The organism is Pseudomonas fitomaticsae (assembly GCF_021018765.1).
GTDB classification, from domain to species: domain Bacteria; phylum Pseudomonadota; class Gammaproteobacteria; order Pseudomonadales; family Pseudomonadaceae; genus Aquipseudomonas; species Aquipseudomonas fitomaticsae.
The window spans coordinates 2,767,643-2,780,889 of record NZ_CP075567.1; the positions used below are offsets into that span (position 1 = coordinate 2,767,643).

Annotated in this window: 13 protein-coding genes; 6 read left to right on the forward strand and 7 right to left on the reverse strand. The window is 58.8% G+C overall.

Annotated elements, in window-relative coordinates:
- Position 1: 1 nt before the first annotated feature.
- A complete protein-coding gene (locus KJY40_RS12655; protein ID WP_230737206.1) occupies positions 2–757 on the reverse strand; it encodes a type 1 glutamine amidotransferase domain-containing protein in 756 nt (251 codons plus the stop codon).
- 142 nt (positions 758–899) lie between these two features.
- Here KJY40_RS12655 and KJY40_RS12660 point away from each other — a divergent pair, with 142 nt between their 5' ends.
- A complete protein-coding gene (locus KJY40_RS12660) occupies positions 900–1,487 on the forward strand; it encodes a LysE family translocator (protein ID WP_230737208.1) in 588 nt (195 codons plus the stop codon).
- A 56-nt stretch (positions 1,488–1,543) separates the two neighbouring features.
- Here KJY40_RS12660 and KJY40_RS12665 read toward each other — a convergent pair whose 3' ends face one another.
- Entirely contained in the window at positions 1,544–5,200 is a 3,657-nt protein-coding gene (locus KJY40_RS12665) for a hypothetical protein (protein ID WP_230737210.1), read from the reverse strand.
- Positions 5,201–5,852: 652 nt separating this feature from the next.
- On the opposite strand from KJY40_RS12665, the gene KJY40_RS12670 reads away from it, so the two are divergent.
- The gene (locus KJY40_RS12670) at positions 5,853–6,224 is read left to right on the forward strand and encodes a DUF6124 family protein (RefSeq protein ID WP_230737212.1); all 372 of its coding nucleotides are present in this window, start codon (positions 5,853–5,855) and stop codon (positions 6,222–6,224) included.
- Positions 6,225–6,265: 41 nt separating this feature from the next.
- On the opposite strand, the gene KJY40_RS12675 is transcribed toward KJY40_RS12670, so the two are convergent.
- Together KJY40_RS12675 and KJY40_RS12680 are read right to left on the reverse strand one after the other, a co-directional pair.
- A complete protein-coding gene (locus tag KJY40_RS12675; protein ID WP_230737214.1) occupies positions 6,266–7,099 on the reverse strand; it encodes an AraC family transcriptional regulator in 834 nt (277 codons plus the stop codon).
- Positions 7,100–7,134: 35 nt separating this feature from the next.
- On the reverse strand, positions 7,135–7,638 hold the full coding sequence (locus tag KJY40_RS12680) for a VOC family protein (RefSeq protein ID WP_230737216.1): 504 nt from the start codon (positions 7,636–7,638) through the stop codon (positions 7,135–7,137).
- Between the two features lie 263 nt (positions 7,639–7,901).
- Here KJY40_RS12680 and KJY40_RS12685 point away from each other — a divergent pair, with 263 nt between their 5' ends.
- Together KJY40_RS12685 and KJY40_RS12690 are read left to right on the forward strand one after the other, a co-directional pair.
- Positions 7,902–8,150, forward strand: coding sequence for a transmembrane sensor/regulator PpyR (locus KJY40_RS12685; protein ID WP_230737218.1), 249 nt, complete (start codon positions 7,902–7,904; stop codon positions 8,148–8,150).
- Position 8,151: 1 nt separating this feature from the next.
- Entirely contained in the window at positions 8,152–9,306 is a 1,155-nt protein-coding gene (locus KJY40_RS12690; protein ID WP_230737220.1) for an NnrS family protein, read from the forward strand.
- A 5-nt stretch (positions 9,307–9,311) separates the two neighbouring features.
- Here the strand turns inward: KJY40_RS12690 and KJY40_RS12695 are convergent, their stop codons facing one another.
- Both KJY40_RS12695 and KJY40_RS12700 read right to left on the reverse strand, forming a co-directional pair.
- A complete protein-coding gene (locus KJY40_RS12695; protein ID WP_230737222.1) occupies positions 9,312–9,983 on the reverse strand; it encodes a class I SAM-dependent methyltransferase in 672 nt (223 codons plus the stop codon).
- Between the two features lie 37 nt (positions 9,984–10,020).
- Positions 10,021–11,169: a GGDEF domain-containing protein gene (locus tag KJY40_RS12700; protein WP_230737224.1), complete on the reverse strand. Its 1,149-nt coding sequence runs from the start codon at positions 11,167–11,169 to the stop codon at positions 10,021–10,023.
- Positions 11,170–11,278: 109 nt separating this feature from the next.
- On the opposite strand from KJY40_RS12700, the gene KJY40_RS12705 reads away from it, so the two are divergent.
- A complete protein-coding gene (locus KJY40_RS12705; protein ID WP_230737226.1) occupies positions 11,279–11,671 on the forward strand; it encodes a GFA family protein in 393 nt (130 codons plus the stop codon).
- A gap of 35 nt (positions 11,672–11,706) precedes the next feature.
- Here the strand turns inward: KJY40_RS12705 and KJY40_RS12710 are convergent, their stop codons facing one another.
- Positions 11,707–12,537, reverse strand: a complete 831-nt coding sequence (locus KJY40_RS12710) for an alpha/beta fold hydrolase (protein WP_179695498.1) — start codon at positions 12,535–12,537, stop codon at positions 11,707–11,709.
- 239 nt (positions 12,538–12,776) lie between these two features.
- On the opposite strand from KJY40_RS12710, the gene KJY40_RS12715 reads away from it, so the two are divergent.
- Positions 12,777–13,232 carry a (2Fe-2S)-binding protein gene (locus KJY40_RS12715; RefSeq protein ID WP_007956954.1) on the forward strand — a complete coding sequence of 152 codons (456 nt, stop codon included), beginning with the start codon at positions 12,777–12,779 and terminating at the stop codon, positions 13,230–13,232.
- Positions 13,233–13,247: the final 15 nt, after the last annotated feature.

The window sequence follows — 13,247 nt, forward strand, 5'->3', positions numbered from 1 at the left end:
ATCAGTGTTGGGTGGCCTGCAACATGGCTACCCATTCTGCGGCGAATCGATGGCAATCGCCGGGCCAGCGCGCTGTCAGCAGTTGGCCATCGCGCACCACAAATCCCGTTTGAATTTTATTCGCACAATCGCGTTTGGCGATCAGCGATCCGCGTTTGAAGTCGGATTTGCGGGCCAGCGCGGTTTTCACCTCCGCTTCGACGGTCTGCTTGTAGGTGCGGTAGTAGCGCCCCAGCCACGCAGCTGTCATCAGCCACGCCGGCATCTCCATGGTTGCCGCGAGCAACGCCGTCACCTTGCGCCCGAACAGCACCGAACGCCCGGTGTCGGGATCGAGCGTACGGGCCAGCAACAACACACCATGACACACCGCCGCCACGGGTTTTTCGGCCTTGAAGAATTGCAGGGCGATCTGCTGGGCCTGCTTGGATTCCAGCAAGGTGCGCATCCCTTTGGCATGACCGCCGGGAATCAGCAGACCGTCAAATCGGTTCGTGTCGACATCGGCATACGCGAGCGGATTTTTGAACGCTTCGGACTCGATCATCCGCGTGTAACTGTCCAGATCGGCCTTTCGCGTCATCAGCATCAAACTCAACAGGCCGAAACCGATATCCACCAACCGTGGATCGGCGTGGGCGGGCAAGCCTTGCGGGGTGGCAAAGCGCACTTCGATTTCTGCGTCGCAAAGGGCCTGCCAGGGCACGCTGCTTTCGGTGGGGTCGTAATCGGCGCTGGGCAACAGAATCAGAATCATCGAGGGCAGACTTCCTGGTCAAAAGTGGTCGCATAGCCAGAGCGTAGTGGGTCTGCGCGCGCGGGGGTAATTTCCTTCAATACCGCGTGCTGTGCGTTGGCTACTGTGAGCGCCTTGTTCCTCGATCTGAAGCAGGTGTGCGATGAGTCTGATTGTGTCGATGGCGGCGTTTGCCCTGGCCGCGTCCATTACCCCGGGGCCGGTGAATATCGTGGCGTTGAGTTCGGGGGCGCAGTTCGGCTTTCGCGCCAGTCAGCGGCACGTGGCCGGGGCGACGCTGGGGTTTGTGTTGTTGCTGGTGTTGATGGGCCTGGGTCTTCACGAAGTGCTGAAACTGTGGCCGTCGCTGACCCGCGTGGTGCAACTGGCCGGGGTGGCGTTTCTGCTGTTCATGGCCTGGAAACTGGCTACCGATGACGGCCAGTTGAATGCGGGAGAATCGGGCAGGGCGCCGTCAATGCTTTACGGCGCGGTGATGCAGTGGCTCAATCCCAAGGCCTGGCTGGCCTGTGTGGCGGGGATGGGTGCGTTTGTCGCCGATGGCGAAGCGCGGCTGGTGTGGCAGTTCGCGGCGGTGTATCTGGTGATCTGTTATCTGTCGGTCGGGTGCTGGGTGTATGCCGGGACGTTTTTGCGTGGCTATCTCGGCAATCCGGCGGGAATGCGCTTGTTCAACCGGGTGATGGCGTTGCTGTTGGCGGTGAGTGCGGGGTGCTTGCTGCTGCCCTGATCCGCACTCCCGCAGGCGGAGTACGGACGTGGCACCGTCAGGTCAATCGTGCATCGTCAGAAAATGCCATTGAGCTCCCTGAATACGTGGGGTGGCATGGCCGTGAACTGGTTATTGCGCAATTGACTGATCGAGTACAGCGCACTGGCGGTACGGCCGTTGCCATCACCGAACCCCTGGAAACCGACTACAGCCCCCAGCACCTGTTTATCAAAGTGCGGATGGCTTGGGTCCAGCTTCTTCAAATGCTGTTCAAGCAAGGCGAATCCGGTAGGGCTGCTGCCGTATTTGGTCGGTGCGCCGGCATCGCGCACCCGTCCGACAGCTTCCGGCACAAGTTTGCGATGGATGTCCCGGATCACGTTCGGGTCGGTCAGGGAGACCTTGTTCGCGGTGTAATCGCGCAATACCCCGAGGACATTGTCGAAGTCGTTTCCGTTGGACGTCGAGCCTTTCAACATCCAGGCGGTTGCTCGTTGTGAAGGATCGGTGAAGCCCTGCGGGTTGAACAGTGAATCAGGCATGACATCGTTGTAGGGTGGTTTGCCCAGATCCAGTTTCAGAATGTCTTGCTGGTAGCCCGTCATGTATCGGGCTTTTTTGCTTTCAAGCTCGTACAGGACTGCCAGTGTTTCGGTGTAACCCTGGGCGGTGCTGCGCGCATCGTTGAGTTGTACGGGGTGCCCTTTGATGAACGCTTCTGTCAGTTCTTCCAAAGCCTTGCGACCGATCAGCGACTCCAGATCGCCCGCCTGTTTCGACTGGTACGCCGTTTCCTTCACGGCGTTGTTCGCAAGATGGCGCAATTCTGTTTCGGTAGCCCCTTTAGGCAACTTGAAGTGCTTGTCGCTCAAGCGCGTGACAATGTGTTGAGCGGTTTCGATGGCATCGCTTTTCAGCAGCGCCCGAGCATGTGAAATCGTGTCCAGCGACATCCGCGTGTGTGCAGCCGAACTGGTGTGATCAATGACCTTGAGCAGGTCGTAACTGTTTGCACCGGTCAAGAGCCTGAGTTGCTGTTTGGCTTGATGTACCAGTGAGAGGGCATGTCCGCCCAGTTTCGCCATCCCTCGACCGAGCAACTTGCCTCCAGCCTTGATCAGTTGCGGCAAGCCCGATAACGGGTTGAGCAGGCTGAGGACCGTTTTTGCCAATACTCGAGAGGCCGACAGCAGTTTGCCGGTGATGGTCGCTACTTTGCTGGCTGCGGCAGCAATTGCAACCGGGGCCGCGAAAAGGGTGATGGCCAGTACGGCTGCGTCGACGATGCAGTCGAAAATGGCGCCATTTTGCTTCTTTGGATCCCCTGAAGTCAGCCCTTCCACGCAGCCCTTGAAGGGCAAGATCAGGTTGAGAATCATGTTGAAGATGGCATCGGTCTTTTCAATTGCTTTTTCCCGTACGGTTTGATTAAAGCCCAGTTGATGGATCTCGCTTTCGGTGATGTAAGGGGTCTTTTCGGCGATCAGGCTCGCAAGCGCCTCTATGCGCTCAGAGCTGAAAGAGGGCGTCGGATCGTAGTCGCGGGTGAAGGTGCTGGCAGCGGCGAGCACACCGATCTTGCGCACGTTGATTCTCCACTTGATGCCCCTTGAGGGGGCTACGTTCTGTAAGTAGGCATTCAGATCGATAGGGGCGTTTATCATTTGTTTTTGATCGACGAATCGGGTGCCGACATTGAAGTCGCCTCCGGAAACCAGCGGCGAAAAGAAACTTTTCAAGTCCGGGTTGTGGCGACACTCCATGCGCAATGGAAACAACTCAAAGCATTTGACGATGTGGTTGTGATGCGCACACAGAATGATGCCGTAACGCCCCGTTTCCCCAGGGGTGTAGGTTGCAGGGCTGACACCACCACGACCGTTGGTTCTTTCAGGTTTGACATCGATTTTCTGAACACAGTAAACGCCAATTGCAGCTTGTTTGAAGAATTCCGAATCCAGCAGAAACACTTGTGAAATGGCGATCTGGATATTGCGCCTCAGGCCTTCGACAATGGCATTGAAGCTGCGGGATGTTTCTGTTTCATAAAGTTCGGCAACGGGAAACAGATAGGGCAACTCCGGGAAGGATTTGTAGATACTGGTGCCTTTGATGCGGTCCCAGTCTTGAGTGTGAAGCTCTTCCCCTATGTAGAGATCCAGCACCGACACTTTCCTGCCGGTACCACCGCCATTGCCGCGATGTTTCACCAGCCGTTCATCGGGGTCGCAATCCGGTTCCCGGGACTTCAGTTCTTGCAGTGCAAGCTGTCTGCGATCAGGCAATGGCCTGGAAAAACGTTCAGTGGCTTCCAGCATCATGTCGATGTACTGATCGTATTCGCGTATGGCGTGCTCGATCTGTTTTGCGCTGATGTTGTCTTGCGCATCCCGCTTGATGAGTCCATTCATCCACGCCCAGGTCACCACCGGATCCACCGAGCCCTCGGCCTGCAATACTGCCAGTGGCGCGAGCGACTTCGTCGATTGGCTGAACCCCATCAAATGTTGATAGGTCATCTTGCGACTGGCGCCGGGAACCAGCGCTTCAACCAGATGCACAGCCTGAGTAGCGATCACCCAGGCCGGTGTCCCCATCAGCAGGCTGGACGGCCAGTCGGTAAAAAGATATTCCGGCGCCATGCCTGCCAGGATCATTTGCGATACCGGCGGGGCGAGTGCAGGTGCTACGTACAGGTTCTTGATCAGATGTGCTTCCAGTTCCATTCGAACCAGGGTCGGATGCTGTCTGAAGTAGCGTTTGGAATACAGATCGAAACCGGCGAAGTGGGTGTTGGCAATATCGAGTGCCGGGTCCAGGTCAAGCAGTATCACGGCAATCGCCAGTTGCTCCGTGAGTTCAATCGATTGTTTTGTTGCTGCCTGTTCAGTAAGCCAGCCCAACCTGGACAGGTAATATTGCCCGTACCGGGACACCAAACTTTCGATCAGTTGCTGCAGGCGATAGTCCGTGCTGGTTGTAGCACCGTTGCCCGGCGTGTCCTCGATCAGCGTGCGCCTGCCGAGGTCGTTGACAATGGTTTGAAAATCCCGGGTGTGACTTTGTATCAGATCAAGAATGATTGCCCGGGTAGTTCCCTCAAGTTTGAATGGCGACTCGTCGGGCGCGTCAAGAAGTTGCCAATGGTTTCCGTACTTCGGTGGCTCGGGCAATGTAGAGAAGTTCAACAAATCAAGCAGGTTGCGGGTGTCTTGTTCGTTGTCCGGTACTTGCAACCCGGTGAAACGCAACCACTGGCCTACCGTAATTTCGTCTCCGGTAATGATCCAGCCGCCACTGGCAGCGGCAACCTTGGCCAGTAGCGGAAGCTGGTCGTCGAAATCCGCCAGACCCGCGACGTCGGCCGTGATATCTCTTGGCGAGACAAACCCGGTCGCTGGCCGGTTGTTACTGGAGAGCATGTTTCGATAACTGAAGTACAGCCGACCCTGTTCGTCCACTAGAAAAATTGCGTTGTCCGGAATCTTGCGGCGGGCGCGGACAAAGTGAAAAACATCGTGGCGCAGCAGTATGGAAAGCGAGACTTTGCCGTTGCGGTGGATTTGGTCGAACGTGCTGTCCTCCACGCACGGAACAAGTATTTCGTGAATTTTCCAGCCAAGGCGTTCAATGATGTATTTGTCGTCGATAAAGTTTGTAACTGTCCGGCTTACTGCCTTTTTCTGAAGTGTATTTGCGGAATCGTAAGCGTAGTTGTCTGTTGGTTTCATGATCCGGAACCCATTCTCTAATGACGAAATAAATGGAATTGTTTGTCGTTTGTTTGGTGTTGTGTTTGTGAAGTTGGTGGTTTTTATAGTAGGTAGTTGTGGGTGGAAGTTGGCGTAGATTGATGTTCCAAGTGTTTCTTGATGGTGGCGGGAACGAGGAGGGAGGCTGTTTTTTAAGGCGTGGAGCGTTGTTGTTGATAAATATGTATGTCTTTCTGGGTATGTAGATTTTATAAAATGATCGGGTAAAGTCAGTTGGTTGCTTTATATGCAGACTTGAATTGGCGTGAAAAAGAGTGAGGAAGGATCAGTTGTATCGAAACGCCGGAATGGTTGGGGCGGTTTAAAGGTGTTTAAAAATACTTCCGGCAAGCCACAACACCTTGCGCCATTGCCTACGCATCCGCCAGAATCCGCCGGCTTGTGCGCCTTGGGGCCGGGTCTTATCGTTTCCGGGTCGCTGACGAATCAGCGATCGGGTTTCGCAGCCCGCGATCTCTAGACGCACAACATCCTCCAGTTTTATGGCGGCTGTACGTGGGAGACCCTCGGGTCTGCCGGTTCTAGAGTCCCGGTCTGCGACCCGCGTATAGCTGCCACCCCTTCGTATCGCAGCGAATCGTGGCGGCTCCATGACTCTGGAGATTCAATCATGATCAAACCAACACCAAACCCACCCGAAACCGACCCGACCTCGCCCTACGAAACCCTCGATTCCAAGAAATTCCACGAAGCCGCCGACCGCGCCCTCGATCACTACCTCAATCCGCTGCTCCCCCGAAAACCTCTGCTCAAACCCAACACTCGCTACCTCATCGCCCCCGGCATCCCGAATGAAGAACTGCTGGCCGATGCCTGCGAAACCCTGACCTCGGCCAAAACCATGGCCAGCGATTTCGCCGGAATGATCGATGCGCCGCAGCGGCATGTGCTGCTGGGCATCGGGCAACTGATCATGCTGGCGGAACTGGTGGTGAATCGGGTGCTGGATAACCTGGATGTGGCGGCAGAACCTCGTGTCTGAGTGCTGAAACCGAAACGGCCCATTGCGGGCCGTTTTTGTTGTTATCCCCGATACTGTCCCGGCGTCGCCGCCAGATGCTGCTTGAACGCCCGCTGAAAGTGGGCCTGATCGGCAAACCCCGCCTCCAGCGCCACATCTGCAATCAACTGCCCGCGCCGCAAACACTCACGGGCAAACTGAATACGCTGGTTGACCAAAAACGCATGAGGCGTCATGCCGAAGTGTTGTTTGAAGGCGCGGATCAGGTAGGACGGTGACAGCTCGGCAGCGGCGCAGATGTCGTCGAGGCTGAGCAGGTCAGTGCAATGCTGACGGATAAAGTCGGCGGCGCGTTCGAGTTTGAAGTTGGGTTCACGCAACGGTTGTTCGATAGGGTTCAGGCGCAGTTGCAGATCGCTGAAAAACTCCACGGCGGCGCTCTGTTTGCGCAGCACGTCTTGCTGTTCGTCGACCAACACGCCGTATAGCGCATTCAAGTCGCGAAACAGGCAAGCGTCATTCAAATGGGTATCGGAAAACCGCCGAAACTCAAGTTCCGCACTGAACCCCAGCTGATGCTGCAGATCCGTCAGCCACGGCGTTTCCACATACAGCATCAGATACGACCACGGCTGATCGTCGATCGGGTTGCACGCGTGCACGTCCCCCGGGTTCATCAGCACCACGGTGCCGGCCGCCACTTCGAACGAGGATTGCTCATGCACGTAAGTGCTGCGCCCGGCGGTGATCGCGCCAATGGAGAAGTGCGCGTGGGAATGCCGTGAATAGCAGACCTCACGCCCGTCGGCGATGGTCCGGGCCTCGATGAAGGGCAGGGCGTCGTCGCGCCAGAAGCGCGGGGCTTGTTCGGGGTTCTTGGCGGCAGCGTGTTTCATCGTTGTCGTTCTCGGCAGGCCAGTGCCCGAGTGTATTAGCTCTGGCCGGCGAAGGCTCGCTCGAGTTCGGCGATGTCGAGTTTTTTCATCCCGAACATGGCCTGCATCGCCCGTTGGGCCTTGGTCTGGTCGGGGTCGGTCATCATGTGCATGAAGGCCACCGGCACGATCTGCCACGACACGCCGAACTTGTCCTTGAGCCAGCCACATTGCTGCGCCTCAACCGGTCCGCCGGCGCTGAGATTGCCCCAGAAATGGTCGACCTCTTCCTGGTTCTGGCAGTTGATCTGAAACGAAATCGCCTCATTGAACTTGAACAACGGCCCGCCATTGAGCCCGGTGAAGGTGTGCCCGTCGAGTTCGAAACTGACGGTCATCACCGAGCCTTCCGGGCGACCGTGGAATTCCTGGCCGACCTTGCTGTAGTGGGTCAGGGCGGTGATTTTCGAGTGATCGAAGATCGAGCAGTAAAACTTCGCCGCCGCCTCGGCCTGATCATCGAACCACAGGCAGGGCGTGAGTTTTTGAAAGCGTTGCATGGCAGTCTTCCTCGGCAGGTTGGACACGCTGGATTAATAGCGTAGCCAGTCTGTGCCCGGCTGGCGGTGCCGCGGATCGATGGTTGGATGCAAGGAAGGTGGGATGTAGTCGTATTAACCTTTTTGTTTGTCAAAATGACTATTTTGCGTCTGTGTCAAATTGACTCGTGTTTGCGCAACTGACTGATATTGCTGGGCGAATAATCTGGCACGCAAGTTGAAGTGTCTTGCGTACAAACTGATCCGCTCAGGAGTACGAAAACATGTTCGCTTTCTTCGAGAGTCCGCTGAACATTCTGCACCTGTCGAGCAAAGTGCTCGTCGTCGGTCTGGTCATGTTACTGGCCGGAATCTATGGCGCTTATCTGTATCAGGGTCACATGCCCATTGCGCTGCTGGTGGCGACGCACGCCATGACCATCGTCGGCCCGACGCTGATCAAGATCGGTTATGTCATGCGGTTGCTGTCGCAGTATCGACTGGCCCGGTTACCTGTCTTGGCGGTGGCCTGAAATGCGCAGACTCGCTGCTGCGCCGGTGTTCAGCCTGGGTTTTCGGCCGCTGTTTCTGGCCGGGGCCGGATTCGCCGCGCTGGCGATTTTGATCTGGGGCCTGTGGCTTTACGGCCACTGGTTCGACCTGCAACCGGCTGGCGGCATGCTCGCCTGGCATCGGCATGAAATGCCGTTCGGATTCGCGGCGGCAATCGTTGCCGGATTCCTGCTGACGGCGGTGCCCAACTGGACCGGCATTCCCGGCGTGCGCGGCGGGGCGTTGATCGCTCTGGTGTCGGTCTGGCTGCTCGGCCGTTTGGCCTGGTGGCTGCCGTTGCCGACCGGGCTGATTCTGGCGCTGCAATGGGGTTTTCTGCCGCTGCTGGCGGTAATGCTGGGACGGGATCTGGTCGCCGCGCGCAAACGCGATAACTATCCGATTGTGCTGGTGCTGGGATTGATGGCCGGTTGTCAGGCGCTGACGTTGATCGGCCTGTACAACGACGACACCGGCCTGCAACGTCAGGGTGTGCTGGGCGCGTTGTGGCTGGTGGCGGCGCTGATGACCGTGATTGGCGGGCGGGTGATTCCGTTCTTTATCCAGCGCGGCTTGAACCGTCCGCCGGCACCCGTCGCCAATCCACTGCCAACCCGCTTGCTGTTGATCGGTAGCCTGCTGACCGCTGTTACTTTTGCAGCAGGCCTCAATGATTCGCCCCAGTGGTGGCTGGCGGGCCTGTTCGTGCTGACCGGCAGCTTGCAGTTGATGCGGCTGATCCGCTGGCATGATCGCGGAATGTGGCGCGTGCCGCTGCTCTGGTCTTTGTACCTGGCTTACGGCTGGATGGCGCTGGCAACCTGGGCCATGGCGCTGTGGCATCTGGGCTTGATCGGTCAGCAAAGCCTGGCGACTCATGCGCTGGCGGTCGGCGGGGTGGGCGGGTTGATTCTGGCGATGATTGCGCGGGTCAGCCTTGGGCACACAGGCCGGTTGTTACAGCCTTCGAAAGGCATGGTGCTTGGGTTTGCGCTGGTGCTGATCGCGGCGGGTTGTCGGGTGTTGCTGGTGCCGTTTTCCAGTCTGGGGCTGGGGCTGTCCGTGGTGCTCTGGTGTGCGGGGTTCGCGCTGTTTTTGCGGCATTACACCGGGATTCTGCTCAAGCCGAGGCTCTAGGCTTTTTACCCGCGACGCTCGGCAATCATCAGCAACGACTGCGGCACCGGGCTTTGCGGATGCTGCGGTTCGCGCAGGCCGGTCAACTGCAGGCCGGCCATGTCCAGCGCATTCAGCCAACTGGACAGGGTGCGGAAATACCACGGCATCGGCGACCACTCGCCCTGGAAGCCGTCGAAGGTTTCTTCCCTCCAGCCATCCTGATAATCACCGGCGGCCACCGACCACGGATGCAGCGTCTGGATCACCAGCGCGCCGCCGGGCACGAGCAGGGCATTCATCGCCGCGAGCAACGGAATGATGTCCTGATGCAGCAGGGAAAAGTTGGCGCAGATCAGGTCGTAGTCGCAGCCGATGTCGACTTTCGCATCCACCAGCTCTTCATAACTGGCGACGTACACCGGAGACGATCCTGCCGCTTGTGCTGCCTCGACCAGCGTGGCATCACCGTCCACGCCAACCGCTTCGATCCCGCGTTCGGCCAATGCCCGCAACAGCCAGCCTTCGCCGCATCCCAGATCGAGCACGCGTTCAGGCTGGCGCCCCATCAACGCCAACAGAATCGCCTGATCGGTGACTTGTTGGCGGCTTTCGATGGCGCCACTGCGGATGGCTTCGGTCCAGGCCTGAGCGTTTTGGCTCCAGCTCTGTAAAAGGATGGATTCAGGCGAGGACATGGCGAACTCCGAGGATGCGGGTGCAGGCAAGGATAGGTCAGGTGTAGTCCGCCAGACGAATCCGGTTGCGACCGCCGCGCTTGGATTCGTAGAGCGCGCTGTCGCCCTGTTCGATCAACACAGTGAGGCTGGTCGGCGGCTGGTCGAACACCTTGGCGCCGATGCTCAGCGTTACCGCTTCCGGGGTGACGAAGGTCTGAGAAGTCATCTGCTGAAACTGCTCACGCAGCTCGCTGCCCAGCACCATGATCTGTTCGTGAGAAGCATCGCCTAGCAACATGACGAATTCGTCACCGCCCAACCTTGCCGCCAGCGCGCTCTGGGGCAGCTGCGAGCGGATCATTTCGCTGAGCGAAATCAGCAGGCGGTCGCCGGCCGTGTGGCCATACAGATCGTTGATCTGTTTGAAGTTGTCGATGTCGATCAGCAGCAGGGCGCCGGGGCGGGTGCTGGATACTTGATCGAGCAGGCGCGGCGCGCGGACTTCGAGGGCGCGGCGGTTGTACAGCGCGGTCAGCGGGTCACGGGCGGCGAGTTCGGCAATCTGTTTTTCCCGGCGATAGCGCTCGGTGCCGGTCATCGACAGCGCGATCAGCATGATCGCCATCGCACCCTCGACCAGGGAAATCTGAATGATCTCGCCGCGCAGCGAGGCCAGGTCGATCAACGTGCCCGGAATCACCGCGATGATCGCCTTGGTGAAATAGAACGCGCCGTGGATCAGCAGTACATAACGCAGTTGCACGGCGCCGATGCTCAGCGACTTGCCGTGCGGGCGCAGCAACAGACTGGCTCGCAGCATCAACGCGGCAATTAGCAGCGAGTTGGCCACCAGCATGATCTTCGACCACGACGGATCTTCCGGTAACAGCAGCAACCCCAGCCAAACGAGGAACATCAAGTACCAGGCCCGCGACAACCGCTTCTGCGTAAACCGCGCGACCCCCAGCAGAAACAGCCAGTGCGCGACCACCAGCAAGCCGTTGGCGAACCAGATGCCGATCAGCGGATAACCATTGGCGCGCAACAGGGCCAGGCTCGAACCGACGGTGATGGTGGCGAAACCGGCGCTCCAGAACAGCAGGGAAGGTTCGCGGATGCTGCGCCATTCGACCGCCAGATACAGGGCGGCCGCCGCGGCCAGGGCGGTGGAAATGGTGAGCATCGTGAGAGGATCGAGCGCCATGAAAGAACGGTTCTGCCTGAGTAGTGTTAATGGGCCACGATTGTAAGCGTTCCCCCAGTGGGCTGCTATTTTCACTCACCGGATATTCCATTTTCAGACGAGGTGTCCCATGGACCGATTGACCGGCGGTTGTCTGTGCGGCGAAGTGCGGATCGAGGCGTCGGGGCGACCCTACAGGATTGGCGTTTGCCATTGTCTGGATTGCCGCAAACACCATGGCGCGCTGTTTGCCGCGTCGGCGATTTTTCCCGAGGACGCAGTGACGATCAGCGGCGAAACCCGTGACTATGCGGGGCGACATTTCTGTCCGCGCTGTGGCTCGTCGGTGTTCGGCCGCAGTGGCGATGAAGTCGAGGTCAATCTCGGCGCGCTGGATGCACCGGATCAATGCCAGCCCACCTATGAGCTGTGGACGGTGCGTCGCGAGTCGTGGCTGCCGGCCTTTCCATTGGCCAGACATTACGTGCGTGATCGCGAGGGAACGGGGCGAACCGAAGAATAGCCGGGGTCAGGCAGGGCGCCTGACCCCGGCCACTATCAGCCGCGAATGAACGCCAGCAGATCCGCGTTGATCGTTGGCGCCTCGGTGGTCGGCATCCCGTGGGGGAAGCCCGGATAGATCTTCAGCGTGCTGTTTTTCAGCAGCTTCGCCGACAACACGCCGGCGTTTTCATAGGGCACGATCTGGTCATCGTCGCCGTGCATGACCAGCACCGGGATCGAGATGCTTTTCAGATCGGCCGTGAAGTCGGTCTGCGAGAAGGCGACGATGCCGTCGTAGTGCGCCTTGGCGCCGCCCATCATGCCCTGACGCCACCAGTTCAGAACCACCGCTTCCGAAGGCTTGGCACCGGGCCGGTTGTAGCCGTAGAACGGGCCGGCCGGCACGTCGTGATAGAACTGCGAACGATTGGCCGCCAGTTGCGCCTGAAGATCGTCAAATACCGATTTGGGCAAACCGCCGGGGCTGCTTTCGGTCTTCACCATCAGCGGCGGTACGGCGCTGATGATCGCGGCTTTGGATACGCGATCCTCGCCATGTCGGGCGATGTAATGAATCACTTCGCCGCCACCGGTGGAGTGGCCGACATGCACGGCTTTCTGCGTCCCCAGATGATTGACCACCGCCGCCACGTCGTCGGCGTAATGATCCATGTCGTGGCCGTCCCAGACCTGGCTCGAACGCCCGTGACCCCGTCGGTCATGGGCCACAACCCGAAAGCCCTGGGCAAGGAAGAACAGCATCTGCGCATCCCAGTCATCCGCGCTCAGCGGCCAGCCGTGGTGGAAGTGGATCACCGGGGCGTCTTTCGGGCCCCAGTCCTTGTAGAAGATCTCGACGCCGTCTTTCGTTGTGACATATCCCATGTTCGCGACTCCTGGACAGTGTGAAAGGGCAGGTCTTGCGATGACAACCGGATCAACTGTAGGAGCAAAGTCGGCACTTTGGTCGAAGAATTCCCGAACGGTGCGGCATGACCGGTGGTCGCAGCGGCTGGTTGTCGGGTCAAAATGCGCTTAGCTGAAAGGGATAAGCCGAGGTGCGCACAGCGTTCAAGAGCTGTAGCAGCGCCCTTCAGAACACCGTGAGTCTGAGGAAGTCCCCGATGCTGACCTTGAACATCAATGGCAAGGATCAGGAGCTCGATGTCCCCGCGGACATGCCGTTGCTCTGGGTCCTGCGCGATGTCGCGCACCTGACCGGTACCAAATTCGGTTGCGGCATGGCCCAGTGCGGTGCCTGCACCGTGCACGTCGATGGCGCACCGCTGCGCTCCTGCATCACCCCGGCCACGGCCGTCGCCCATGGCCAGAAAATCCTCACCATCGAAGGCCTGTCGAGCGACGGTTCGCATCCGGTGCAGCAGGCCTGGGCCGAACTGGACGTGGTGCAATGCGGTTACTGCCAGTCCGGGCAGATCATGTCCGCCGCCGCGTTGCTGGCGAAGATTCCCAAACCCACCGACAGCGACATCGATCAGGCGCTCTCCGGCAACATCTGCCGCTGTGGCACGTATCCAAGAATCCGCGCGGCGGTCAAACGCGCCGCCGACATCGGCTGAGCGAGGGGAGGTGAG